Here is a 24,768-nt window from a genome sequence, read left to right as displayed (position 1 = left end):
TGCAAATTTTATATTTGTAGTGATGAATTCCTCCGAAAATAAAAGCCCAGAATCCAATCTGGAAAAGCGCCTGAAACGTCAGGTCATTGGCAAGCCCCACCGCTTTATGGCCGTGGTGCCTCTGGGATTTGAAGGGACTTTGGTGGAGGAGTTGAAGTACATCGGAGTGGAGTGCGTCCAGGATTGCACCGCTAATGGGAACTGCGCCGCAGGTATCAAGGTCGCGGGCGACGGCAAGGTGGAATTCACCGCAAAGATTACCGAAGCCTGGAAGGCCGTAGCCTACAGCCGCATCGCCAACCGAGTCCTCATGGAAATCGCCACCTTCAAGGCCGAGAACTTCGGACAGCTGGAAAAAGGCGTAGCAGCAGTGCCCTGGGAATTGTATTTGCCCAGCGTCATTCTGGAGGCACAAAGTGCCGATAGAATCCAAAGCTTTTTAAATATTCACGTCACGTGCAAGCATTCTCGACTTTACCATAGCGATGCCGTGGAAGAACGCATCCGCAAAAACATCACCCCCACAGATCACGCTAGCGCGCCCCAGCACTTGTACGTCAACCTGCAAGACGACCGCTGCACACTCTGGCTAGACCTAGCCGGCGAAGAACTTTACAAACGCGGCCACGAACGCTTTGTGGCAGAAGCCCCGCTGAAGGAAACCATAGCCGCCGCCATGATCTTCGAGGCGTCAAAAATCGCGAGCACCAATAACCCCAAAAGCACCGAAGGTGCGACCCCACACCTCAAAGCGAGCGACGCGAGCGCCCTCATAACCTTTATTGACCCCATGGCCGGAAGTGGAACTTTCTCGCTGGAAGCCGCCTACATCGCAAACGGCCTGATTCCTGGGAAATGTAGGGACTTCGCTTTGAAGCACCAACCCGCCTTTAAAGAAGGCACCTGGAACTTTATCCTAAAAGGACGTCATTCTGAAACAGCAGCGCCCTTACGTCATTCTGAGGAGCGGAGCGACGAAGAATCCACAACGAACCTTCTATCGATTATTACCTCCGACATTTCGGAACGCCCCGTCAGCATCATCAAGCATAATGTAGAATGCAGCCCGCTGGCAGAAATTGCGAAAACAAATCCCGACGCGGTTACCATCAACCCACAGCTGAAAGATTTCTTCAGCTACACCATAGAAGATTTTCAGAAAGCGTCGAGCGAATCCGCCCGCAACATCATCATCCTGCTAAACCCGCCCTACGGCAAGCGCCTGGCATTTGACGCCCCAAAACTTTATTCCCAAATCGGTAAAAAGTTAAACGAATGGAGCCGCGACGCCCACCCCCGCGGCATCAACTTGACCGTAGCCATCCTCGCCCCCAAAGACGATACCCGCGGCGGCGCCCATTACACCTGCACAGAAAACCTGCTGAAAGCCTGCCCTGCCCTAAACCCAAGCAACAATCCCGAGGCAAAGCTCATCGAGACAAGTCACGGCGGCTTCAGCCTAAACGCAATCTTTGCAAGAATCTAACAAGCGTCCCAGCCTTTCAAATTAAATCTATTGACAAATACACATATACTTTTGTATATTATCAATTGATGACAGGGTGGCAGGCCAGCCCACCTAAGATAAAAAAGAACGGCCATTGGATGACAGGGTGGCAGGCCAGCCCACCTAAGACAAAAAAGAACGGCCATTGGATGAATATCCGCGTTTTGTATATCCTACAGAACGCGGATTTTTTTTGTTTAAGGAAAAATAAATGAACGAAGTAAAAACTGTTGTCCTGAAAAAAGACTTCTACGAGAAACACAAAGAACACAAGGAAATCCTTTCCGACAAGGACGGGCGCCCCTACCTTACCTTAGTTATTGAATGCAAGGATAAAATGTTTGCCATACCATTTAGAACAAATCTCAAACATAAATTTGCGTTTTATTTCTACACTTCCCAAAGAAAAGATGAGGAACAAAAGGGACTGCCTGGTATTGATTATACAAAGGCCGTAGTCATTCAAGAATCAGATATAGAACGAAACAGCGCTGTTGATAAAAAAGAATGGCTAGAATTAAAGAGAAATATCAATACAATCATCCGTGAATTCCAGGAATATGTCCAAGCATTTAAACATAGCCTTGAAAACGGTGATTTCGGCGTAAGGCCGGTCTTTAAATATTCAGCATTACAGTACTTCATTCCAGAGATTAAAGATTTTTAGAAACTCACTGGATTCTTCGCCCCTGGGGCTCAGAATGACAATCGAGAAATATCGCGATATACTATATTTTCCTCGTTCAAATTTTATAGAATCGGCGCAGCCCCGCCCCGCATATACGGAACTGCGCAATTTATGAGGTAACATTATGCCGAAACTTCGTTCGTTGAAGACTATGGAAGGCCGCGAAATGGCCGGTGCACGTGCCCTTTGGCACGCAACAGGTACCAAGGTGGAAGACTTTGGCAAGCCGGTGATTTGCGTTGTTAACAGCTATACCCAGTTTGTTCCGGGTCACGTTCATCTGAAGGACGTGGGTCAGATCGTTGCCCGCGCTATCGAAGCCGCCGGTGGTGTTGCCAAGGAAATGAGCACTATCGCCGTGGATGACGGTATCGCCATGGGTCACGACGGCATGCTTTACAGCCTCCCCTCTCGCGACCTCATTGCAGACTCTACCGAATACATGGCCAACGCCCACCGCGCCGACGCCCTGGTCTGCATCTCCAACTGCGACAAGGTGACCCCGGGTATGCTCATGGCCGCCATGCGCCTGAACATTCCTGCCATCTTCGTTTCTGGTGGCCCCATGGAAGCTGGTCACGTTACCACTAAGGACGGCAAGGATCGCGCTCTTGACCTGATCGACGCCATGATCGATTCTGCAGACAACTCCGTTTCTGATGAAGAAGTTGCCGCTATCGAAGCTAACGCCTGCCCCACTTGCGGTTCCTGCTCCGGCATGTTCACTGCAAACTCCATGAACTCCCTGACCGAAGCTCTTGGCCTTTCTCTCCCGGGCAACGGCACCATCGTCGCCACCCACTCCGAACGTAAGAAGCTGTTCGAAGCTGCCGGTAAGCGCATCGTGGAACTCTGCCACAAGTATTACGACGAAGGCGACGAAAGCATCCTGCCCCGTAGCATCGCTACCATGGACGCCTTCGAAAACGCAATGCGTCTGGACATCGCCATGGGCGGTTCCTCCAACACCGTGCTCCACCTCCTGGCTGTGGCTCAGGAAGCCGGCGTTGACTTCACCATGAAGGACATCAACCGTCTCTCCCTGAACACTCCTTGCATCTGTAAGGTTGCTCCCACCGTTCACAACATCCATATTGAACAGGTGAACCGCGCTGGCGGTATCATGGGCATCCTCGGTGAACTGGACCGCATGGGCCTCATCCACAAGAATGCAAAGACTGTTCACGCAGCAACCATGGGCGAAGCTCTTGAAATTAACGACATCGTCCGCGGCAACGCAACCGAAGAAATCAAGCAGCGTTACCTGGCAGGCCCCGGCCGCAAGTACAACCTGGTCGCTTTCAGCCAGAGCACCTACTACGAATCTCTGGATCTGGACCGCGAAAAGGGCGCAATCCGCGATGGCGCACACGCCTACACCAAGGACGGCGGTCTCGCAGTTCTGTACGGCAACCTGGCTCAGGACGGCTGCATCGTGAAGACTGCAGGCGTTGACGAATCCATCTGGAAGTTCACCGGTCCCGCAGTCGTGTTCGAATCTCAGGAAGACGCCGTGAACGGCATCCTTGGCGACAAGGTGAAGGCTGGCGACGTCGTTGTGATCCGCTACGAAGGTCCTAAGGGTGGTCCGGGCATGCAGGAAATGCTGTACCCCACATCTTACCTCAAGAGCCGTCACCTGGGCAAGAGCTGCGCTCTCCTTACCGACGGTCGCTTCTCTGGCGGTACCAGCGGTCTTTCCATCGGTCACGCTTCTCCGGAAGCCGCTAACAAGGGTAACATCGGTCTGGTGGAAACTGGCGACGTTATCGAAATCGATATCCCGAACCGCACCATCAACGTGCAGCTCACCGACGACGAACTCGCCGCTCGCCGCAAGGCTATGGAAGCTCGTGGCGAAAAGGCATGGAAGCCGGTTTCCCGTGACCGCGTAGTCTCTAAGGCACTCCAGGCATACGCCGCCATGGCCACCTCCGCAGACAAGGGCGCAGTCCGCGACCTGTCTTTGATTGGCGTAAAATAAAGGAACATGGCGCGGGCCGCACCCGCATACAGCCTAGCTAAAAATCCCGACGGTTCAAAAAACCGCCGGGATTTTTTTGCATTCCCCTTCTGCGAATAAATCGCAGGCAAAGCCTGCGACGAAATGTGCATCGCACATTTCAGCGGGGGTTCTAAGGGGGGGGGAGAGCCCCCCTTACGTCATCGCTTACTCATCAGGCGTAGCAGTTCATCGGTCACTTCGCCCCACATGTCCAGCACCACCTTGCCAATGGCAGGATCGTACATCTTCCCAAGATTTTTCTCGATCTCTTCGCGGCAGAAATCCAGGGACATGGCATCACGATAGCAACGTTTACTGGTCATGGCGTCGATGGAATCCGCAATGGCAATAATGCGGGAACCCAGCGGAATATCATCACCAGAAATTCCTTCCGGGTAGCCTCTACCATCATAACGTTCATGATGATGCATCACAATATTCACCAGTTCCTGGGTATAGTTGGACTGCATCAAAATCTTGGCACCGATAGCCGGATGCTGTTTAATCGCGGCGAACTCATCATCAGTTAGCTTTCCCGGCTTGCCGAGAATAGCATCGCTAATTCCCACCTTACCAATATCGTGGAGAATGGCCGCATCAGAAATCATCTTCAGGGAACTGTCAGAAAGTCCGAGAGCTTTTGCAAACTTAATGGAAAGTTCCTGCACTCGGTCGGAATGATGGGCAGTGTATGCATCCTTTGCTTCTTCGATGGAAATCAGGCAAGACACCAGTTCTCGCAAATTCTGATTTTCGCCGTAACTATCCGCATGATGAGACGCACTCTTATCGCGATACATATTCAAGTCGGCATCCATTTTCCAGTCGCTTATGGACTTGCGCATGCCGTAATCATTTTTCAAACGGCTTTCACCTACAGCCATCGAAAGCCTGTACAGGGCGGTCTTGTTGTAAGTCTCAACCGCATTGCGAAGGCGCTTCTGCAGTTGGAACATCTTTTCTTTGCCGGCGTCTGCAACAACCACAAATTCATCGCCGCCAATTCTAAAGCAATGACCCGAAGCACCGAAGGCCTCTGTAACGGTCTGGGCAGCTGCCACGATCAAGGCGTCACCAGCCAGATGTCCAAAAGTATCGTTGGTATACTTCAGACCGTTCACGTCGATCATGAGCATCGACCAATCCGAAGGAGCATTCCCCTCGGAATCAATTCGCTTTAACAGGGAATCAAATGCCAACCTGTTTTCAAGCCCGGTCAGGCTATCCCTAGAAGCAAGGCCCTTCAGCTGCTGGTTGTACACCTGCAGCTTGCTGTTGATTTCTTCCAGTTCGAAGGAAGTCTCGCGAATGAAGGTTGCCATTCGTGCGGCCAGGGGCAACTTGGTGGAACGAGCTTCATGGCGCTTGAATGCCGAAGCCTGCAATCCCTTGCCGGGGCCCTCTCGCATAGCCGCAATCACAAGGGTAATGTTATGCTGATTCAAGTGGAACTTCTCACGCAGGAATTCACCGTGGGAGAAAAATCCCGTGCTATGGGCGATGCACTTAAAGGGAAAAATTTCGTAGGTCGGTTCCTGGGTGGCCCAGAAGGCCTTGCGGGCGGCACAAGAAAAGATATGCAGCACGTCAGGATTAAAGACCTTGATCTTTTCGCTTTCTTGCCTAATGGATTCCAGAATGGTTTGAGGTTCTCCATAGGAAAGTCTAACAATAGAACCCACCTGTACATCGGAACTCATGTTGATGGAACCGTCCGGATTGCTGGAAGCAGGAGCGCGGACAATGGTGGTTCCGTTATGTTCGTACATAATGGGGAAATCCAGCGCATTCATAAAGAAATTGCTGTCGTTGTTGATGTTCAAATACTTGTGGTAAACATCGAAAGCGGGAATGCCGCTCAATTCGTGGAGAACACTTCCGTCGGACTTGGTCACATGGAAATTACGTCCGATAGGTTTCCATCCGCTGATCTTGATGGACTCCACAATAAAATCTTCGCCGCCGAAAAAGAGGATAATCAGACCGTTGGGGTTATAACCGCCGACAGAAGAGAACACGCAGGAATCAGAACTGCTTAAATCCGTAGAACAGACAATGCCGCCAAACATCTGGATATCGGGACGCAGACCATCCATGCCTTCGCAGAAATTTGTAGAGGAGTTGGCCGAAATGGTACGGTACATTTCGATAGCCTTGACCCACGGATTTTCATTGGCCTCGGCCACAATGCTCTGGGTAATTTCGCGGGCCGACATCTTGGACATGTCGTACTGTAAAAGTTTGAACTGGGTCGTGGGCTTTTCAAAAAAAGTAACCGCAATGGTAATTTCGGCAGCAGCATCGCAGTCAACGATGTTACCGCTAGTGGAATTTCCGAACCAAGGCACACCGGGGAATACTTCCTCGATGATCGTCCAGATAGGCTGCAGCTTGTGCGGGCTCAGAACCGTTGTGAAAATCTGGATGTACATCCTAGGCAATTCAGTTCCGTTCCCAGTCATGGGCAAAATCGCCTTCAGGACTTCCAAATTGTTCCGTAATTCCTCGTCACCCTTGTAAGATATGATTCTCTTCTGCATCGAAAATGTAATTCCACTTTAAGATATTTATTTCTTACAATATATGTTAATAATATACACCTAGGCAAACGGAATTTCACAACGCTTACATTTTTTTAAAAATTCTATATTCCAGTTCGTTACAAGATGAAATTAACTTGCGCCTAGATTAAGGCCAAAGAAAAGCGAGATTATTTATGAGTGATCAGAAGGATTCGCTCCAGAAACCGTTCATGAACTCCAAGAAGGTGTTCGTTTCCGGCAAGATTTTCAATGATATCAAGGTCGGCATGCGCGAAATCCAGATTGAAGATCCGGATTTTACCTCTGTTACCGTCTATGATACCAGCGGACCCTACAGCGATGCCGACGCCAAGATCGACGTAACCAAGGGTATCGAACGTTTCCGTGAAAGCTGGATTAACGAACGTGGCGACGCCGAACAGCTGGACGACATGACTTCTGCCTATGGCCGCGCCCGCCGTGAAAACCACGAGCTGGACCACCTGCGCTTTAGCGCAGAACACCACCCCATGCGCGCCAAGGCTGGCCACAAGCTGACCCAGCTGGACTATGCCCGCGCAGGTGTCATTACCAAGGAAATGGAATACGTGGCTATCCGCGAAAACCAGCGTATTGACGAACTGGTGGCCGCAGGAAAGATAAAAGCTAACGGCAAGCCCATTACCGCCGAATTCGTCCGCGACGAAATTGCCGCCGGCCGCGCCATCCTTCCGGGCAACATCAACCACCCGGAATGCGAACCTATGATCATCGGCACCAACTTCCTGGTGAAGATCAACAGCAACATCGGCAACTCCGCCATTACCAGTTCCATCGAAGAAGAAGTGGAAAAGATGGTGTGGTCCGTGCGCTGGGGTGCAGATACCGTCATGGATCTTTCTACCGGTAAGCACATTCACGAAACCCGCGAATGGATTATCCGCAACAGCCCCGTACCTATCGGAACAGTGCCTATCTACCAGGCCCTGGAAAAGGTCAACGGCAAGGCCGAGGAACTGACCTGGGAACTTTACCGCGACACTTTGATCGAACAGGCTGAACAGGGCGTGGACTACTTCACCATTCACGCAGGCCTTTTGCTGGAACACATCCCCATGTGCGCCAAGCGTACCACCGGTATCGTTAGCCGAGGCGGTTCCATTCTCGCCCTGTGGCAGATGAAGCACAACCAGCAGAACTTCCTGTATACCCACTTCCGCGAAATTTGCGAAATTCTGGCACAGTACGACGTAGCCGTCTCCCTGGGTGACGGTCTCCGTCCGGGTTCTCTGGCCGACGCCAATGACGAAGCCCAGTTCGGCGAACTGGATACTCTGGGCGAACTGACCAAGATCGCCTGGGAATACGGCGTTCAGGTGATTATCGAAGGTCCGGGTCACGTGCCTATGCACAAGATCCAGGACAATATGGCCCGCCAGCTGGAAAAATGTCACGGCGCCCCCTTCTACACTCTTGGACCTCTCACTACCGACATCGCTCCCGCCTACGACCACATCACTTCTGCCATCGGTGCAGCACAGATTGGTTGGTACGGTACCGCCATGCTCTGCTACGTGACCCCCAAGGAACATCTGGGCCTCCCCAACCGCGACGACGTTCGTGCAGGCGTTGTGACCTACAAGCTGGCCGCCCACGCCGCAGACATCGCCAAGGGACATTTTGCAGCCCAGTTCCGCGACGATGCCCTGAGCCGTGCCCGCTTTGACTTCCGCTGGAACGACCAGTTCGCATTGTCCCTGGATCCGGAAAAGGCCATGGAATACCACGACGCGACTCTGCCCGGCAACCAGGCAAAGTCCAGCCATTTCTGCTCCATGTGCGGCCCTAACTTCTGCAGCATGCGCATTACCCGCGCCATCCGCAACTTTGTGGCCACCGGCGACATCGGCGATGTCTAACAGAAAATCCAAAGCGACGCCGAAAGGCAAATTCTAACTTTGTGTAAAAAAGCGAGTTCCCGTACATTCGGGAACTCGCTTTTTTATATCTTTTCAGCATGATCAAAGATTGCATTCAACTCGCCATTTCCATCGTCAAGATTTGCGTCGTGCAGATTCTGACCTGGACCTATATTCTGCCGTTGTTCTATTTCTTGAAGGGTATGCTTGAAGTGCGCCCCTTCAATTACCTCAAGTCCCTGAACTGGATCGTGCTCCTGGGCATTGCCGCCTTCTGCGTGATCCTCGCCATCGTAAACAATATCCGCGTCGAAGATTCCAAGTCTGTGGAATGGATCGGAAGCCAGGAAATCCTGGAAAAGCCGGCAGACATTCTGTAAGGGGGCCATATGGAAAAGTTTACCAAGAAGACCGCAATTTCTCTGGCACTGCTGATTGTCGCCTCCATTCTTGTCGCTTTCGGCGTTGCAGAAATCTCGTTCCCCGAAACCTTCCTGACCGTTACCGACAAGGATTGGATGATCGATATCTGGCCCAAGTCCTACCGCTATAACATTCATGTGGGTCTGGGAGCCATCATCGTGGCAGCAGGCATCTGCATTCCCGCCTACAAGCTTCACAAGGACTTCGCCATCCGCGCCCTGGAAACCTTGTTCCGCGTGGGCATTGGCGGCATGTTCATTTTCGCAAGCATTTTCAAGATCCAGGATCCTCACCAGTTTGCAACGCTGGTGGCTCAGTACCAGTTCTTCTCCACCCTGCACCTGGATTTCATCAACAACTTCTTCGCCCTGGTGTACCCGCAGTTTGAACTGTGGTTCGGTCTGGCCATGATCTTTAGCCCCTTCGTCAAGGAAAGCGCCTTCGCTATTTTCTGGATGTTCGTCAGCTTCATTATCGCGCTGGCTTGGGCCCTGGGCAACGACCTAGGCATTACCTGCGGTTGCTTCGAACTGGAAGACGGTGACGCTCACGACAAGGCCGAAGCCTGGACAAGCCTTATCCGCGACCTGGTGCTGATCTGGCCCACCCTGTGGCTTATCTTCCGCAAGAACAGAAGCCTAATCAAGGTCTGGACAGAAAAGAAGTAAGTGCCGAAAGCACACAATTCTTAAAGGAATTCATAGAGCAGTGGAGTAAAAGTTCCGCTGCTCTTTTTTCGTCTACCACATTTTCGCCGGCGATGACGCGGTCAATTACCTTGGCGTAGGCTTCGGCATCGGTAGGCGGATCAATCAGAGGAACAACCCCTTCCAGGTTTTCTTTTACCGCAGAGGTGGCTGCACACAGGGCAGGAGTTCCGCAGGCAAGAGATTCAATAGGAGGCAGGCCAAAACCTTCTAACAAAGAGGGGTATACCATCAGGTCGGCATGGCGGTAAAAGTCCCGCAGTTCCGTTGCGTTCAGGCGTTCAAAATGGTAGACGTTATAAAGCTTTTTAACGTTAATGATTTCGCGGAGTCGTTCCGAAAGTTTACCCACACGGACAAAGGCCACATCGGGGCGGAGCCTTGCCGTTTCAAAATAAGTGTCGATATTCTTGCGGGGTTCATCAAGGCTAACGTTAACGCACATGCCCTCGAAATTACGCATACCGTGCTTGCGACGGAATGCCTTTTTATCGTCGGCAGTAATTGCCACTTCGGGCTTGTTAAACAGATCCTGGTCAATGGGGCAACCGATTACAGAGCCGGGAGCACAGGACATTTTCTTGCCAAAGTGAGCCGCAGCCTGTTCACGAGTCCATCCCGAATTATAGACAAAAGAATCCGCCTTGACGGTTGCACGGATATAGAACAGGTTCAACAGGATAAACTTGGCACTTGTGGGGTAAAGGGTTTCTGCAAAGGTATCGTGAACGAACATGACTGTACGTCCGTCATTCTTGCAAGCCTTTAACGCCGACTTTGCCACCGGCACCAGAAAACCCAACTCCGGTCGAATAAAGAAAACCACATCCGGCTGCACCGCCTTAATCGCCTTCTTTAAAGGACTGCGGAAACTCATGAATCCAGTATAGAGCGACTTGGCCCACACTTCGTGAGAAGTATAGGAATCCGGCGACACCACTGCAGCGGCACCTTCAGCCGACTTGGCCGCATCCGGGAAGAACTTGGGTGTCTTTAACCACAGCACATGGGTTTCAAACTCCGGCGTTACCGCCTTCACCAAATTCAAGGTTAGGCGTCCAAAACTGGTACACTCATTCTTATCGCAAACAAAAAGGATTTTCTTCACAACGTCAATTATAAAAAATTCCTTTTTTTATATTGTGGGCTATGAGCAAGCACCTCTACTTTTATAGCGATGCGTCGGAATGGGGCGGCCAGGAAATTCTTTCGGCCCGTATCGCCAACATTCTGGCAGAAAGTTACCAGGTGCATTTTTTCTTTTCCGCTCAAAAGTTTGATTCCGAGTTACACCCCTCCATTGAACGGATTCCCCTACCCTACCATTCCCAGGGACCATTCCCCATTGTTCGAGATAGGTTTTCGGGTAAGTCGGGCAAGGCCTTCAAACTTTTAAAAGAACATGGAGCAGGTTCCGCCAACTTTAGGCAGCTTATCATCTGCCCGGGCAACATAGAACGTTGTATTCCCGCCGTAGTTGCCGCCTCCAAACTCAATCTGGAATTGATTTCTTATTACCCCATGGCCTTCACCCAAAAGGAATCGCTGGCCAAGTTTGGAACACTCCGCGACAGGCTGGCATTGAAAGTCTATCCGAAGATTTCGAAATGGATCGTCAACACGCCTTACCAGGAACGTCTGCTCCGCAGATTTATTCCCAGTGAGACGCCTGTATTCCAGTTGCCCAACCCGCTGACCTACCAGGAAGACGCAGCCCCCAAAGCACCTTCCGAAGTAAGAAACATCGCAAACATCGGCAGACTATACTTCGGGCAAAAAGGTCAGGAGATCATCCCCCCGCTAGCAAGCCTGCTAAAAGAAAAAGGCGTTCATTTTCACGTCATCGGACAAGGCCCCGACAGGGACATTTTCAACAAGATGGTCCAGGACTGCGGAACATCTAACGTTGTTCATAATTACAGTTGGCTTTCCCCTAACGAGGTCAAGGAAAAACTTCAGAATCAAATGGACCTGCTGCTTGTAACGTCAAAGTTTGAAAGCGGCCCCATGGTGCTTTTCGAAGCCTTGCAATGTGGCATTCCCGTGTTAGCCGCCAACGAAGAATACGTCAAGGACTACAGGCTTCCCTGCTGGATGACCTACGACCCCGGCAACGTTCAGGACGCCGTCCAGAAGATCCTTGATTTGCCCCAGGCGTGGAATCAAAAAACCTTTGAAGAGGTCCGCCAATTCCTTTTTGCAGGCCGTAGAGACCAAGAGTTCCAACAACAGGTGTTGAACATCTTTTCTCAGATTTAAACAGCTCCCGATATTTATATATTAGGGCAATGAACTCTGTACACGTTGTCCTATGCACCTATAATGGCGAGCGCTATCTTGATGAAATGCTCCGTTCCATTGCATGGCAGACCCTTCCGGCAAAATCCGTCACCATTCTTGACGACGCCTCGTCTGACAGGACTTGCGAAATTGTAGAAAGCTATAGAGAAAAGCTCCCCCTCCATTTTTACAGAAATGAAACCAACACGGGGCACAGAGCCGCATTTTCGAAAGCGCTGGAATACGCTCGACAGCTTGTACAGCCGGGAGATTTCATCGCTCTCGCCGACCAGGACGACATCTGGAATCCAACCAAAAACGAAAAGTTGGTCCAGGGCATCGGCAGCAAGGCCCTTGCATTTGGAGACGCCCAGATCATAGACGGTCAAGGCAACAAGACTGCAGATTCCTGGCGCGCCCTCGCCCATATTAGCAAGGACTCCAACATTTGCCGCCAGGTTGCCGGCATCAACAACGTCACGGGAATGATTTCTCTTTTCAGAGTAGAATTGCTGAACGAGATCCTCCCCATTCCAGAAGGGGTCACCGTACACGACCGCTGGATCGCCATGATGGCCCTGAAGAACGGAGGCATTGTCGCCATCGATGAAACCGTCGCCAGCTACCGCATTCACGGAGGCAACGCCGTTGGAGGTGTCGCCACGCCTTGCATGAGCAAGACCCTGGCCACGGCAATTTCCTGGAACGAGACAATTATCGCCAACGCAGACCGACTCAAAATGAATGACGGGGAAATCAATTTCGCGAAAAAGCACCTGCGCTGGACTCAACACAAGACAGCTCACACAACCGCTTTCCGATTCCTCCCCTGGGTTTTTGCCCACAGAGATGACCTTTTCTTAAAGACATCTGCAGTCACCAGATTAATGCAGATTCTCTTTAGCGCCCTTGGATTACCACTGGCTAAAAAACTTTTTGGGAAATCCTGATGGAAAAGCAGACTGCCATTATTTTGGTTACCTATAACGGATGGGCCTTGACCGAGGTCTGCCTTAAAGATTTGCTGCCCCTGGTTTCTGCCAACGATGCAGAAACTGCAGGTCATTTCGTCGTAGCCATCGCCGATAATGGAAGTTCCGACGGAACTGTAGAAAAAATCCGAGCCCACTTTCCATGGGTACACCTCTACCCGCAAAAAGGCAACCTGGGCTTTGGCGCCGCCAACAACGGGGCCATCAAGGGTCTCATCGCAGACGGCATAGAATTCGACGCCATCTGCCTTCTCAACAACGACACGCGATTCAATCCAGAAGCTATCGTGACGTTGCGAAAGAATCTTGACCAGGCTGCAGAAGCAGGCCACGAAGCGATCATCGCGCCTACAACGCTAAACGCAGACGGCAGCCGTCAGAACAATTTTTTTGCTGGACTGGGCCCCGACGGAATTGGAGCCATTCCGTTTTTCCTAAACGCCTTCCGCAGCGAATCAGGTGCCGCCCGCATTCTAGAGGGCACACCCGCCCCCGCCGACAAAAATGGTCTTCAGGAAGTCCACTGGGCAAGTGCCGTCTGCTGGATGCTGCACCGAGCCCTCTGGGAAACCGTCGGCGGGTTCGACGAAAAAATTTTCATGTACTACGAAGATGCGGATCTGGCCCTGCGATTCCGCAAACTGGGCGCACGCTTCTACATCGCACAGAACGCCCCCATCACCCACCTGGGTGGCGGCTCCGCAAGCAACAGCCTCAGTCGCGCCCTGCAGCATGACCGCTCCCAGCAATACGTGTTCCGCAAGCATTTCGGACTCCGCGGACTTCTGCTTTCCAAGTTATTCCGCATGACCCGTAGCCTTGTCCGCATATTGACCGCCCTTCCCCGCTGTCTGGCAGGAGCCTCCGCCAAACAAAAGAGGGAATACCTCCGCCATCATTTAGCCTTGTTGAAGGAAGCCTTCAAATGAGAATCGTCGCCGCCCTTCTATTGTTAGCCGTTTATGCATCGGCTCATTTTACCGTAGTCGATACGTCAAAAAATTACGAAGTCAATATACACGCCCAGCTGTTGGATTCCCTGGCAATTACCAATTACGAAAAAATTCCAGGTCAAGGCAACACCCCCACCCATTATGACAACGCCATGTCGGTGCGTCTGTTTTTGGATGGTCATTTTACAGATGCCTTCCAGTTCGCTGCCCGAGTAAAAGTCAGCACCGACTTTACCAACCGCGATATCGCCGACCATTTCTACAACCCCAACGAAGGCATTCCCTACAACAAGCAGAGCGACACCAAGCGAACCTGGGACCTGTTCGCCGCACACGCCAGCTACCAGCTTTCCGCCGTAACATTGCTTGGCGGTTTTGATTACCTGGACATGGGTCCCGCCCGTCGAAACCATGTGATTCTCCGCGGAGAACAGGCAAACTACCGCCCTTGGCAAGATAGCAGTAGCCGCATTAGCGACCCGGCCCCTACGCCCTATTTCGGTTATCAGTTTGAAGTGGGCCCTGTCGTATATTCCCAGTACGGCATGAAGCTTTTCGAGAAAAAAGGGAACGGTAAATATCTACACGTCCATCGTCTTGACCTGAACTTGCCGGCCAACATTACCTTGGGACTTTCCGAAACGGCCCTCTATGGAACCACAACAGAACCCGCAGGCTCCAACCCCAACCTGGATGCCGATAGCAGCGGCCGCGACTTTGAATGGTCCTACATGATTCCCTTTATCCCTTACGTTTTCCAGGAACATCTGCAGGGAGATCAAGACAACATCGGCCTAGCCTTTGATCTAAGCGTCAAGACCATTCCCCATTGGGAATTCTACGGCGAACTGCTTTGGGACGACATGAAGTCCCCCACCTCCATGTTTGATGATTCCTGGTGGGGCAATAAGTGGGCAGCCTCTGTTGGCATCGCCCGCGACAGCCTGCGTCTCGGCAAGACGCTCTGGAACTGGTATGGGGAATACACCCGCATCGAACCTTGGGTTTACACCCACCACAAAGGCGGCGCTTACACCTATGCCAGCTACGCCCAGAGCATGGGCAGCGATTTAGGCCCCAACAGTCAGGAACTCTACACCGAAGTTAGCGGTCTCTACCGCGTAGAATCCGGTCTGCTGAAAGACGCCCTCATCCGCGGAACATTGCTTGCCAGCGCCGTCGCCAAGGATACCGCATTCGGCGGAAACATTACCGACATTCACACTCCCGAAAGCGCCATCGACAAAAAATACCTGAATGATGAAACCTCATTCAGGTATTACGAAGTAGGCGGCAAGCTGGAATTCTATCCCTTTAGGTGGATGAGCATCCGTGCCGGTTACTCACGATTCTTCGGAGATTACGAAGGCTACAGAACCTACGGATTCGGATCCATTCAGTGGTGATGCCCCTTCTTGGGAATAAATCCCACCAAAATCAATAAGGCAAGAACAGCGGCACAGCTGTAATCGAACCATCCCAGGCCATCACCATCCCCGTAGTGGCCATTTGCAGTTATGGTGCTAAGGAAGGTGTCCATCATGAACGTATCCACCAGCCATCCAAAGAAGAAAGCTCCGGCAGCAATGCTGATTAGGTAGGCAATCAAAGTACGCTTGCCAAAAGTCTTACCCACCACAACCATAGATGCAATGCTTGTTGCAGGACCAGCCATCAGCAACACCAAGGCAGCACCAGGAGGAAGTCCCTTTGCCATCAAGGCCAAAGCCAGAGGGATGGAGCCTGTGGAACAGGTGTACATGGGCATGGAGATCAACAGCATGGCAAACATGCAGAGGATGGGATACTCGCGAATTGACATGAACAATTCATTGGGAACGAAGGCAGCAATCAAGGCACCCAAAACCAAACCGACCAAAAGCCAGCGGGTAATTTCAGGCAATAAATCGCCGAAGCCGTACTTGAAAGTTTCCTTCAATTTTCCAACAAAACCGTTCGCCTTTTCAGAAGAGTGTTCATCGAGACAGCAACTGCAACCATGCACTTCTTCATGACCGCAGCAACACTTGCGTTCCTCATGTTCATCATGGTCGTGATCGTGGCAGCAGCAACATTCGTGATTCTCATGTTCGTCGTGTTCCTTATGGTCGTGACCGCAACTGCCGCAGCCGCATTCACTTTTGGGAACCGCAATTTTCGAAAGGTCATCTTCAGCCTCGCCCCGCGTTACCAGATTGGTTAGCAGCCCGCCGAACATCGAAGAGACAAATGCAGCCACCGGACGGAGAATGGCAAAAGGGAGTCCCAGCAAAGAATAAGTCGCCAGAATGGAATCCACCCCAGTAGCAGGCGTAGAAATCAAGAAGCTGACGCTGGCACCCTTGCTAGCCCCTTCCTTACGTAGGGCCACCGCCGTAGGGATTACGCCACAACTACAAATAGGAAGCGGAATTCCAAATAGCGCCGAAAGCAGAACCGACTTGAAGTTAGGCTTACTTATCTTAGGAACATATAAGGATCTGGGAACCCACACGTGCAAAATTCCCGCCAATAGGAACCCTAAAAGCAGGAAGGGCGCCATTTCGGCAAAGAGTTCTATTAATGCAGAAAGAAATATTGTTACGTATTCCATGATATTATTCCTCTTTTCAAGATTCAATAGTTGAACAACCTTTCAACCTTTAAGAGAAAGAAAAACAGCCTTCGCCGTTAATCTTCATCCTCCATGACATGGGCCATGCCCTGATTGAAAATCATCTTAACGTGTTCATCGGCCAGGGAGTAATAGACAACGCTCCCTTCCTTACGGCACTTCACCAGATTAGACTGTTTTAAAATTCGAAGCTGATGGGAAATGGAAGACTTGGTCATATTCAGCAAGACCGAAATATCGCTGACGCACATTTCCGGGCGACAGTCATTCCCATGGCATTTGCTAATTCCTTTCTTGTGGGAAGCCATATGGACTTCGGCACGCATCAAGGCGCAAAGAATCTTGACGCGGGTAAAATCACTGAAAATCTTGAAGATATCCGCCAGATCCATAAGGTTTTCATCCTCAGGCATCATAGGACGAATAGCATTCACCACTTCTTCGTGAATGCAGCTACAGTCGGTTCCTTCTAATTCGATTTCAGCCATTGTTACCTCAAGGATCTCAGTCCAACCAAACAAACGGTTGAACAATCATTCAACTACCAATATAAAAAGTTACACGTTTCCCTGCAAGTGGTCCACATTATTTTTCATAAAAAAAGACCACGCCTTGGCGCGGTCCCTTTAAAAATTTGCTGTACAATCCAGCTATCCAAACAAGGCCCTTATTTCTTCGTCGGTCTTAACCGCCAAAGCCTTAGTCTTCCATTCAGAGTCCAGCATCTTACGAGCCATGTCGGCAATGACAGTGGTATGGGCCATTGCAGACTCCGCCGGAGACAACAGCACGCACATGAACTTCGCCTTTTCACCACCGCGGATTTCAACATCCGTCAGACCCTCGGGGCAAACTACGAAAGCCATCAACGGTTCAGCTAGTCCCGGCACACGAGTATGAGGCAAGAGCAAGCCCTCCCCCATATACACGCCCTGCTTCACACGATCCACAAGCCCCTTCCATGTCGCATTAGCATCAAAGGAGCAGGGACCATGTACAAGAGCATCATAAGCGAAACCCAAGGCTCGGCCAAAGGTTTCTTCTGCTGCATAAAATTTTGTATAAACAAGAGCCATGGGCTATGCCAGTGCCTTATCCATAAATTCGAAGACTTCCGGTTCGGTGACCTTGGCGATCTTCTTGAATTCACCGAACAGCACGCGGAGCTGAGCCTTACCCGGTTCGATGTACTGTTCAAACTTCTGGATTCCCTTAACCTTAGAGAGGAAGCAATAAGCACCCATGGCCTGCATCACGCGCTGGAGGCTTGCATGGATAAAGGCTTCCCAGGCATCTTCCTGTGTATAGGTCTTGGTTTCGCGGAACATGGTGCGCCAGTATTCAAAGAAGTCCTTGATTTCGTTCAGAGACAGGCTCACGTAAGGATCCCACAGGAGGCTAGCCAGATCATAGAACATGGAACCGCGACGGGCGCCCTGATAATCTACGAAGGCAACTTCAGAATCGGGCTTCACCATAATGTTCTGGCTCTGGAAGTCGCGATGCAAAAGTACCTTGGGCTGAGCATCCACAGAAATGGCCAGCACAGAGTAGAAGTTCAACACCGACTGAGGAATTTCCTGAATTCCCTTATGAGCCTTCAGGAAGTTTTCGGTAAAGTAGTCGGTTTCCCACTTGAGGGCGGCAAAGTCAAAACGACGGAGCCAAAGGTCGGAGCGGGAACTGAACAGGGAGCGAGAAACTTCCTGCCACTTGACGAGAGCGTCAATCACCACCGGATACAGGATGCGGACGTTGCCGGATTTGTTCTGACCAGACGGAAGAATTTCATCCAGCAGGTTGTGTGCGCCCAGATCTTCCTGCAACACAGAGCAACTTGCTTCGTCCACAAAATACACGCGAGGCACCGGCAGACCGAATTCACGGAAGGCGGCGGAATAATCTACAAAGCGCTTAAAGTCGTCATCTACAGATGCGGAAACCTGAAGTACACAGGACTTATCGCCACTGGCAATGCGGTAGTACTTGCGGCCCGAACCGGCACCGGCAATGGTTGTAATTTCAAAATCCGCGGCATAGCCGTGAGCCAAAAGAAAATCTTTAACTGCAGAAGAGACAATTTCGTTATTCATAGTACGGAATATATATAAAATTAGCGGTCAAGGTACCGCAATCTTTATTACGAGAACTTAATTCTCGGGTCTACCAAAGTATAAAGGATATCGCTGAACAGGCGGCCCACCATGGCCATTAGACTGCTCAGGAAAATAATCCCCATAACCACATTGTAGTCACGGTTTACCATGGAATTGTAATAGAGCAATCCCATGCCATCGATATCAAAAACTTTTTCGATCAAGAGCGCTCCGGCAAACATAAGGGTGCAGATTTCGCTCAGGCGGGTGGCAATGGGAATCAAGGCGTTGCGCAGAGCGTGGCGTACCAGAGCCTGGTTGAAACTCATGCCCTTGGCCAGGGCAGTTCGCATGTAGTCACGGCCCAGCTCCTCCAAGGCGGAGTTTTTCATGAGAAAGGTCAAGAAGGCGAATTCACTGATCATATAACAGAAAATAGGTAGCACCAGATGGTGAGCCAGATCCGCTAACTTTTCGAAGAACGTGAAATCTTCAAATTCGTCTGATGTCAAACCGCCCAGGGGGAAAATATCCAGGTAAGAACCGCCGGCCAAAAAGATAATCAGCAAAATACCAAGGGCATAACCGGGCATCACATAGCCCGAAAAAATCACGCCGCTGCTAAAGGTATCCAACTTGCTTCCATGATGAACCGCTTTCCACAGTCCCAACGGAATACAAATCAAGTAGCTTAAGAAGAATGACGTAAAACCAAAGAAAAGAGAAATGGGGAAACGGCTAGTGATTACGTCCCACACAGGAAGACCGTAAGTATAACTGTTCCCTAGATCCAAATGAAGTACGTTCCAGAGCCAGGTCAGGTACCGCTGCCAGGCCGGCTTGTCGAAACCGAAATAAGCCTGAATCTGGGCAATCTGATCTGGAGAAAGAGCCTTCGACGCATCTACCCCACCCTTCATGGCAGCAGCCTGCTGGGCACGGGAAATCATTTCTTCTACCGGGCCACCGGGCAACAGCTGAATCAGGATAAAGCACACCAATGAAATCCCGATAAGAGTCGGGATCATCAGCAGCAAACGTCGAAGGATATAAGAACGCATATTAGCGACGAGGTGATAGCGGAAAGGTTAAAGAACTTAGCTAGGCGGCTACGCCGCTCTTCATCAACGAGGCTTAGCCTCGCATTATTCTTCTATAAACTTTATCCTTTAACCTTTAAGCTGATTAACGCATCTTACCGGAGCGGAGGACGTCCATCATGTTGAAGGGTTTTGCAGTGCCAGCGGCAATCTGTTCGGCCAGGAAGTTCACGGCGTCCACAGTACCTTCGGCGTAAATCTTACGGCCGCACACATTGTGCTGGAATTCGAAGTGGACGGTACCGTCTTCGCTGTCCAGGCTATAGGTGTGGAATGCGTGGCCGCCCAGGTATTCTTCAGGCACGCCCATACGTTCCATCTGGCTCTTTTCGTCACGAACCTTTTCGATATCGTCCGGAGTGTATTCAAAGCCCATCTTCTGGAAGGAGCCAACCACGGCGCGTGCAGTACCACTGGTGTCAGCCTTAGTCTTCTGATGGCTTTCAACCACAGAAAGCTTGTAGCCGCTGAATGCGGTGGGGAATTCATTGGCCAGCCATTCGATCATGGTCTGGAAGGCCACAATCTGCTTGCTCATGTTGGGAGCAATCACGCTGGGGTGATTAGCTTCGGCAACAAGCTTGGTCAAAGCTTCGCGGTCACCACCGGTGGTGCCCATGACAAACGGAATCTTGTGCTTGACATAGAAAGCGGCGTTGTCGTTCACGGCGGTGGGATGAGTGTAGTCCACGCAAATCAGGTTGGGGTACTTAGCAAGAACTTCACCGATGCGTTCTTCGCGGTTGCTGGGTTTCAAGAGCTGAACGGTCTTGCCAGCCACGACCGATTCATTTTCAACGATGATTTCGCCAGTGAGGGAATAGGGAACCAGTTCCAGGCCACGCTTGACGCAGGTTTCGGCCACGATCTTGCCCATGTTACCCGGAATACCATTTACCATTACTTGAACGGACATAAAAAACTCCTGTAATTATTTACAGGAGACAAGATAGAAAAAATATTTTTTTAGAAATTCTTTCGCTGTTTGAAAACGACCAGATGTTCCTTGGCTCGGGTAGCCCCCACCAAAATCAGATTGGCATTGCTATGAGGCGCGCCAGGGTCATTCTTGGACGGTTCTAGATCCGCCAAAATAACCACCCGCTTATCCAAGCCCTTATAGCGGTAGGCCGACACCATGTTTATGGCAAGACTGTTCAAAGAATCGCTCACATCGCTCCACTGGAATACATCATCGTTCAACGACGCCAGGCCGGAATGATTTTTGCTTCTCAATGAAACAACCAGAATGTCCTTAGGTTCGACACCCTTCTTTTTCAGATCCAGAACCACCTTCCGCAACATTTCAATCTGGTCTTCGGGCTTGTCATATAGGCGAACATCTACCTCACGGCCAGGCACAGTATCTTCGTAACAAGGGATACGGATATCCGTTACGTCATGAACCCAGTTCAAAATTTTCTTGGTGCTGCGGAAGCCTCGCTTAAGAACCATTACAGGCATGGCATTAATGGCAGCATTCCCCAGAACCTCGCGGCCTTTGTACAAAGTCTGTTTGGAATCATAGAAGAATCGCACAATCCCCTTTTCTGGATCCTTCAACAGAAGCAAAGCCGTATCAAGCCAATCGTTGGCAAAGTCCTGTCCTTCATCAATAATCAGGGCATCAAAAAAGCGATTCTTCTTGCCACGTAATTTTTCCAGAGCCTCCTTAAAGAAGACCGACATGGATTCAAAATATTCAGCCTTCTCCTTAGCATCATCCGGTTCCTTGCGGGCAACACCCTTGACCTTGGCCAGGCGCACATATTTAGCCGCCAACTTATGGAATCCAGACATCACCACCTGCGATTCATCTAGGCCAGCCTCCACAAAATTTTGCTGCATGTGTTCCGCCAGCAAATCATTGTAGCAAAGAACCACAACCCGCTTCCCTTCGCGAGCCAGGCGGGTCGCCTCCCACTGCACCAACAACGACTTTCCAGAACCAGCCACACCCTCGATACGCATGCGCGGGTTACGAACAATGGACTCCATCAGCATTTCCTGAATTTCCGTCGGGCGCACACGGGCTTCTGCCTGCATATCCCAAAGTTCCGGCCAGGAAGGTTCATCAAAGCAACCCAGGAACGAAACCAGCCTGTCAAAATTTTCATCCGAAAGTTCATCATTGGGGAAGGGATTTCCTCCCCGAGATTCTTCCTTCATTTCCAGGATTTTCTTGACCTTACGTTCCAAAGTATTGTAGCTTTTCAGGTCCGACTTTAAAATCGCGCGTTTAGGTTGCATGGCATTGCTGCCAATTTTTCCAACGCTATCCATATCCGCAAAACAAACGGCCCACTGCACACGAACCCGGTGATAGCCAACCCCTTCATCCTTGGGGAACATACCGCTAAAATGATCATGAAGTGGATAAATCAAGGACTGCACTTGTTGAACGGGAGAACGTTCCATCACGCGGTTTCCCTGCTTCCACATAAAACCGTTTTCGGAACCCTGCGACTCTTCCGTAGAAATCTGGCCGTCCTTGCATTCAATCAGGAGCATCCCATACTTCTTGTGGTAAAGGATGCAGTCCACTTCGCGGTCCACATCATTACCCCGGCCTCTCACGGCAAAATTCAGGTGAACATTCATCCACACATTCCATTTTTCATCCAAGCAGGAGGCCATATCGAAAATGGCCATTTCGGAACGTGAGGTAGATTCAGTAGACAAGCGCTTACGAATAGTAGACATAAAAAAATCCTTCTTTACAAGGAATATAATATCATAAATAAAAAACGCATACTTTTAAATAAATAGAAAAGGAATCATCCAGAACGGATGATTCCTAAAAAGCGAAGGCAACCCTTTTAAATATGCCCCGGAATAACCTCTAACAATCGAGATTTCAGCATCTCGTAACGAAGCCGTTTTTCTTCCTTGGCAAAATGAACCTCACGAGACTGCAATGCATTACCCTCATAGCAAAGCTTTTCACTGCCGAACTGTTCGCTGGTCAAGTCAAAAACACGATCTCCAATTACATTATAGCAGTGGACACCACCTTCCGGCCGGAGAATGCCATACACATCCCCACCCAAAAGATCTTGCACTAAAAATGCCGTAATAGAACACTGTCCGCAGGTTTTGTTTTCGCAGGACCATTTTTGACGAAGGCGGGGTGCGCAAGTTTCAACACACCAGATTCCGGAAAGCAGGTCGTAAAGGCGCCGCACTTTTTCTGGAGCACCTTCCCAACCATAAAACTTGTAGGATTTATTCAACATGGCAAACCTTTACAAGGCCAGCTTGTAAATTTCCATAGTAGCTGCGGCATCCAAATCCATATAGCCCTTAAGAACCTCCCCCTTCAACTTATGAAGGCGTTCGTTGAGCAATTCCAGGTTGGGATTTTCCACCCCCAGCTGAGCAAAAGTCACAGGCATATGCAACTTGTCGTGGAACCAAGTCTTGAGGGCAAGAGCACCCGCCATAGCGTCGGCAGCTTCGTCGCCGGAGTTCGCAACGCCTAACACGCGATGACCCAGCTGGGCAATCTTGTGAGGATTGTGCTTGGCACCGTACTGCAGGAACGCCGGGAAAATCACCGCAAGGCCTGCGCCGTGAGTCACATCGTACTCTGCAGAAATTTCATGTTCCATGGCGTGGCTGTTCCAGTCTTCCACGCGGCCGATGGAACAAGTATCGTTATGGGCGATAGTAGCGCTCCACATGATGTTAGCGCGGGCTTCGTAATCATCGGGATTTGCGATGACCTTTTCTGCACATTCCATAATGGCAAGGAGCATGCCCTCGGCAAGGCGGTCGCCAATCTGCACGTCAGGAGTGTTGCTCAGGTAACGTTCCAGAATGTGGGCCATCATATCGCTGACGCCGCTGGCTGTCTGCCATTCCGGCAAAGTCATAGTCAATTCAGGATTCATCACCGCAAACTTCGGGCGAAGAATCATGGGATAGCGGATACCCACCTTCACCTTGGTGGTGGTATTGGTAATGACGGAATTGCCGGAACCCTCGGAACCAGCCGCAGGAATAGTCAGCACTACGCCAATAGGCAGCGCACGGGTTCCCGTCGCCTTCTTCTTGCTACCTACCACTTCGTACAAATCCCAGAAGTCACCTTCGTAATGGTAACCCACAGCCATAGCCTTGGCCGTATCGATAACGGAACCGCCACCCACCGGCAGCAACATGTCCGGCTTAAATTCGCGGGCAATTTCAAGGCCCTCGCGAACCTTGGTATCAATGGGGTTCGGCTGCACGCCACCCATTTCTGTAAAGGCAATTCCTGCAGCGGTCAATGCACTTTTCACACGGTCCAAAAGACCGGAGCGCACCACGCTGCCCCCACCGTAAATAATCATCACGCGGCTAGCGCCATGCTTAAGGCAAAGCTCCCCTACCTGGGATTCTGTGGAACGACCGAAAACAAATTCTGTAGGACTGTAGAAAGTAAAGTTGTTCATGGAAAGGAAATATAAGTTTTCATTTCTAACAATGAAGCTAAAAAACTTCTATTTCCTCAATTTCCTACCAGCAATAAAATTTTTCACAAGACTTGATAAGATCATCCAAAAACCATAATCAAGCAGGCCCAAAAAAGCAAGCCATTTCATGGGCGAAATTAAAAAGGCTATGGCAATAAGGGTACCGCCAACAAGAGGCACCCCAGACGAATAATGTCCGCTTTTCTTGCTAGAAATCAAGGCACCATAGGTCATCACCAAGAAGAACAGACCTAATCCGCCAATCACCATTGTCAAAGCCCACTGATTCATTGCAAAAAAATAATTAAATCAAGGTTTCCTGGTTATAAAATTTTCCTTCATAAGCTCTGTGACCCGCCGCAAAAGCCATTTTCCGCAAAAATGGACTCCAAATAGGCCAATCAAGCTAATTTGGAGCCCATTTCATTACTTTGTATTCAACAAACATAATAAAGTTTGTTCAAAAATAGGCTCCAAAATGGACAACAATGAAAAAAAGGAGTCC

Annotated in this window: 22 protein-coding genes; 10 read left to right on the top strand and 12 right to left on the bottom strand. The window is 50.4% G+C overall.

Features of this window, described 5'->3' with window-relative positions; translation table 11 throughout:
* Positions 1-22: 22 nt before the first annotated feature.
* The 3 genes from BUB73_RS04975 to ilvD all read left to right on the top strand — a co-directional run bounded on the left by BUB73_RS04975 (position 23) and on the right by ilvD (position 4,179).
* Positions 23-1,486 (top strand): THUMP domain-containing class I SAM-dependent RNA methyltransferase, encoded by a 1,464-nt coding sequence (locus BUB73_RS04975; protein WP_073284055.1) that lies wholly within the window; start codon positions 23-25, stop codon positions 1,484-1,486.
* A 232-nt stretch (positions 1,487-1,718) separates the two neighbouring features.
* Entirely contained in the window at positions 1,719-2,174 is a 456-nt protein-coding gene (gene tenpIN / locus BUB73_RS04970) for a type III toxin-antitoxin system TenpIN family toxin (RefSeq protein WP_073160635.1), read from the top strand.
* 145 nt (positions 2,175-2,319) lie between these two features.
* Positions 2,320-4,179: a dihydroxy-acid dehydratase gene (ilvD, locus tag BUB73_RS04965; RefSeq protein WP_073284053.1), complete on the top strand. Its 1,860-nt coding sequence runs from the start codon at positions 2,320-2,322 to the stop codon at positions 4,177-4,179.
* Between the two features lie 179 nt (positions 4,180-4,358).
* Here ilvD and BUB73_RS04960 read toward each other — a convergent pair whose 3' ends face one another.
* Entirely contained in the window at positions 4,359-6,740 is a 2,382-nt protein-coding gene (locus tag BUB73_RS04960) for an HD domain-containing phosphohydrolase (protein WP_073160632.1), read from the bottom strand.
* 176 nt (positions 6,741-6,916) lie between these two features.
* Here BUB73_RS04960 and thiC point away from each other — a divergent pair, with 176 nt between their 5' ends.
* The 3 genes from thiC (at position 6,917) to BUB73_RS04945 (ending at position 9,732) form a co-directional block, all read left to right on the top strand.
* Complete coding sequence (gene thiC / locus BUB73_RS04955; RefSeq protein WP_073284050.1) at positions 6,917-8,641, top strand: phosphomethylpyrimidine synthase ThiC; 1,725 nt, start codon at positions 6,917-6,919, stop codon at positions 8,639-8,641.
* Between the two features lie 98 nt (positions 8,642-8,739).
* Positions 8,740-9,021 carry a hypothetical protein gene (locus BUB73_RS04950; protein ID WP_073160628.1) on the top strand — a complete coding sequence of 94 codons (282 nt, stop codon included), beginning with the start codon at positions 8,740-8,742 and terminating at the stop codon, positions 9,019-9,021.
* Between the two features lie 9 nt (positions 9,022-9,030).
* Positions 9,031-9,732, top strand: coding sequence for a MauE/DoxX family redox-associated membrane protein (locus BUB73_RS04945; protein WP_073160626.1), 702 nt, complete (start codon positions 9,031-9,033; stop codon positions 9,730-9,732).
* Here BUB73_RS04945 and BUB73_RS17545 read toward each other — a convergent pair.
* Positions 9,707-10,879: a glycosyltransferase gene (locus tag BUB73_RS17545; protein WP_073160624.1), complete on the bottom strand. Its 1,173-nt coding sequence runs from the start codon at positions 10,877-10,879 to the stop codon at positions 9,707-9,709. The genes BUB73_RS04945 and BUB73_RS17545 overlap by 26 nt on opposite strands.
* Positions 10,880-10,920: 41 nt before the next feature.
* Between BUB73_RS17545 and BUB73_RS04935 the strand changes: the two genes are divergently transcribed.
* The 4 genes from BUB73_RS04935 to BUB73_RS04920 are packed head-to-tail and all read left to right on the top strand — an operon-like array spanning position 10,921 to position 15,402.
* Complete coding sequence (locus BUB73_RS04935) at positions 10,921-12,030, top strand: glycosyltransferase (protein WP_073284048.1); 1,110 nt, start codon at positions 10,921-10,923, stop codon at positions 12,028-12,030.
* Positions 12,031-12,059: 29 nt separating this feature from the next.
* Positions 12,060-13,001, top strand: a complete 942-nt coding sequence (locus BUB73_RS04930; RefSeq protein WP_073284045.1) for a glycosyltransferase — start codon at positions 12,060-12,062, stop codon at positions 12,999-13,001.
* Positions 13,001-13,972, top strand: coding sequence for a glycosyltransferase family 2 protein (locus BUB73_RS04925; RefSeq protein WP_073284044.1), 972 nt, complete (start codon positions 13,001-13,003; stop codon positions 13,970-13,972). The genes BUB73_RS04930 and BUB73_RS04925 overlap by 1 nt, the downstream gene beginning before the upstream one ends.
* A complete protein-coding gene (locus tag BUB73_RS04920; RefSeq protein WP_073284041.1) occupies positions 13,969-15,402 on the top strand; it encodes a hypothetical protein in 1,434 nt (477 codons plus the stop codon). Before BUB73_RS04925 ends, BUB73_RS04920 begins: the two co-directional genes overlap by 4 nt.
* Here the strand turns inward: BUB73_RS04920 and BUB73_RS04915 are convergent.
* The 10 genes from BUB73_RS04915 to BUB73_RS04870 form a co-directional block, all read right to left on the bottom strand.
* A complete protein-coding gene (locus BUB73_RS04915) occupies positions 15,393-16,589 on the bottom strand; it encodes an SO_0444 family Cu/Zn efflux transporter (protein ID WP_073160614.1) in 1,197 nt (398 codons plus the stop codon). The genes BUB73_RS04920 and BUB73_RS04915 overlap by 10 nt on opposite strands.
* Positions 16,590-16,666: 77 nt before the next feature.
* A complete protein-coding gene (locus BUB73_RS04910) occupies positions 16,667-17,098 on the bottom strand; it encodes an ArsR/SmtB family transcription factor (protein ID WP_073235204.1) in 432 nt (143 codons plus the stop codon).
* Between the two features lie 162 nt (positions 17,099-17,260).
* On the bottom strand, positions 17,261-17,686 hold the full coding sequence (locus BUB73_RS04905) for a PTS sugar transporter subunit IIA (protein ID WP_073160610.1): 426 nt from the start codon (positions 17,684-17,686) through the stop codon (positions 17,261-17,263).
* 3 nt (positions 17,687-17,689) lie between these two features.
* On the bottom strand, positions 17,690-18,703 hold the full coding sequence (locus tag BUB73_RS04900; protein ID WP_073160608.1) for an aminoglycoside phosphotransferase family protein: 1,014 nt from the start codon (positions 18,701-18,703) through the stop codon (positions 17,690-17,692).
* Between the two features lie 47 nt (positions 18,704-18,750).
* Complete coding sequence (locus BUB73_RS04895; RefSeq protein WP_073160606.1) at positions 18,751-19,767, bottom strand: ABC transporter permease subunit; 1,017 nt, start codon at positions 19,765-19,767, stop codon at positions 18,751-18,753.
* Between the two features lie 124 nt (positions 19,768-19,891).
* A complete protein-coding gene (dapB, locus tag BUB73_RS04890; RefSeq protein ID WP_073284038.1) occupies positions 19,892-20,722 on the bottom strand; it encodes a dihydrodipicolinate reductase in 831 nt (276 codons plus the stop codon).
* Positions 20,723-20,772: 50 nt separating this feature from the next.
* Complete coding sequence (locus BUB73_RS04885; RefSeq protein WP_073284035.1) at positions 20,773-22,509, bottom strand: DNA/RNA helicase domain-containing protein; 1,737 nt, start codon at positions 22,507-22,509, stop codon at positions 20,773-20,775.
* Positions 22,510-22,625: 116 nt separating this feature from the next.
* The gene (locus BUB73_RS04880) at positions 22,626-23,042 is read right to left on the bottom strand and encodes a YunG family protein (protein WP_073284032.1); all 417 of its coding nucleotides are present in this window, start codon (positions 23,040-23,042) and stop codon (positions 22,626-22,628) included.
* Positions 23,043-23,051: 9 nt separating this feature from the next.
* The gene (locus tag BUB73_RS04875; protein ID WP_073284030.1) at positions 23,052-24,242 is read right to left on the bottom strand and encodes an iron-containing alcohol dehydrogenase; all 1,191 of its coding nucleotides are present in this window, start codon (positions 24,240-24,242) and stop codon (positions 23,052-23,054) included.
* A 48-nt stretch (positions 24,243-24,290) separates the two neighbouring features.
* Complete coding sequence (locus tag BUB73_RS04870; RefSeq protein ID WP_073284027.1) at positions 24,291-24,554, bottom strand: hypothetical protein; 264 nt, start codon at positions 24,552-24,554, stop codon at positions 24,291-24,293.
* Positions 24,555-24,768: the final 214 nt, after the last annotated feature.

The organism is Fibrobacter sp. UWH6, from assembly GCF_900142465.1.
In the GTDB taxonomy this organism is placed as follows: Bacteria; Fibrobacterota; Fibrobacteria; order Fibrobacterales; family Fibrobacteraceae; genus Fibrobacter.
Note: the sequence above shows the minus strand (reverse complement) of the source record. Positions and strands in the feature narration are given on the sequence as shown.

Excerpts from the sequence above, each read along its gene's own strand:
- BUB73_RS04975 (WP_073284055.1), top strand. The coding sequence starts at position 23 with ATGAATTCCTCCGAAAATAAAAGCCCAGAATCCAATCTGGAAAAGCGC.
- tenpIN (WP_073160635.1), top strand. The coding sequence starts at position 1,719 with ATGAACGAAGTAAAAACTGTTGTCCTGAAAAAAGACTTCTACGAGAAA.
- ilvD (WP_073284053.1), top strand. The coding sequence starts at position 2,320 with ATGCCGAAACTTCGTTCGTTGAAGACTATGGAAGGCCGCGAAATGGCC.
- BUB73_RS04960 (WP_073160632.1), bottom strand. The coding sequence starts at position 6,740 with ATGCAGAAGAGAATCATATCTTACAAGGGTGACGAGGAATTACGGAAC.
- thiC (WP_073284050.1), top strand. The coding sequence starts at position 6,917 with ATGAGTGATCAGAAGGATTCGCTCCAGAAACCGTTCATGAACTCCAAG.
- BUB73_RS04950 (WP_073160628.1), top strand. The coding sequence starts at position 8,740 with ATGATCAAAGATTGCATTCAACTCGCCATTTCCATCGTCAAGATTTGC.
- BUB73_RS04945 (WP_073160626.1), top strand. The coding sequence starts at position 9,031 with ATGGAAAAGTTTACCAAGAAGACCGCAATTTCTCTGGCACTGCTGATT.
- BUB73_RS04935 (WP_073284048.1), top strand. The coding sequence starts at position 10,921 with ATGAGCAAGCACCTCTACTTTTATAGCGATGCGTCGGAATGGGGCGGC.
- BUB73_RS04930 (WP_073284045.1), top strand. The coding sequence starts at position 12,060 with ATGAACTCTGTACACGTTGTCCTATGCACCTATAATGGCGAGCGCTAT.
- BUB73_RS04925 (WP_073284044.1), top strand. The coding sequence starts at position 13,001 with ATGGAAAAGCAGACTGCCATTATTTTGGTTACCTATAACGGATGGGCC.
- BUB73_RS04920 (WP_073284041.1), top strand. The coding sequence starts at position 13,969 with ATGAGAATCGTCGCCGCCCTTCTATTGTTAGCCGTTTATGCATCGGCT.
- BUB73_RS04915 (WP_073160614.1), bottom strand. The coding sequence starts at position 16,589 with ATGGAATACGTAACAATATTTCTTTCTGCATTAATAGAACTCTTTGCC.
- BUB73_RS04910 (WP_073235204.1), bottom strand. The coding sequence starts at position 17,098 with ATGGCTGAAATCGAATTAGAAGGAACCGACTGTAGCTGCATTCACGAA.
- BUB73_RS04905 (WP_073160610.1), bottom strand. The coding sequence starts at position 17,686 with ATGGCTCTTGTTTATACAAAATTTTATGCAGCAGAAGAAACCTTTGGC.
- BUB73_RS04900 (WP_073160608.1), bottom strand. The coding sequence starts at position 18,703 with ATGAATAACGAAATTGTCTCTTCTGCAGTTAAAGATTTTCTTTTGGCT.
- BUB73_RS04895 (WP_073160606.1), bottom strand. The coding sequence starts at position 19,767 with ATGCGTTCTTATATCCTTCGACGTTTGCTGCTGATGATCCCGACTCTT.
- dapB (WP_073284038.1), bottom strand. The coding sequence starts at position 20,722 with ATGTCCGTTCAAGTAATGGTAAATGGTATTCCGGGTAACATGGGCAAG.
- BUB73_RS04885 (WP_073284035.1), bottom strand. The coding sequence starts at position 22,509 with ATGTCTACTATTCGTAAGCGCTTGTCTACTGAATCTACCTCACGTTCC.
- BUB73_RS04880 (WP_073284032.1), bottom strand. The coding sequence starts at position 23,042 with ATGTTGAATAAATCCTACAAGTTTTATGGTTGGGAAGGTGCTCCAGAA.
- BUB73_RS04875 (WP_073284030.1), bottom strand. The coding sequence starts at position 24,242 with ATGAACAACTTTACTTTCTACAGTCCTACAGAATTTGTTTTCGGTCGT.
- BUB73_RS04870 (WP_073284027.1), bottom strand. The coding sequence starts at position 24,554 with ATGAATCAGTGGGCTTTGACAATGGTGATTGGCGGATTAGGTCTGTTC.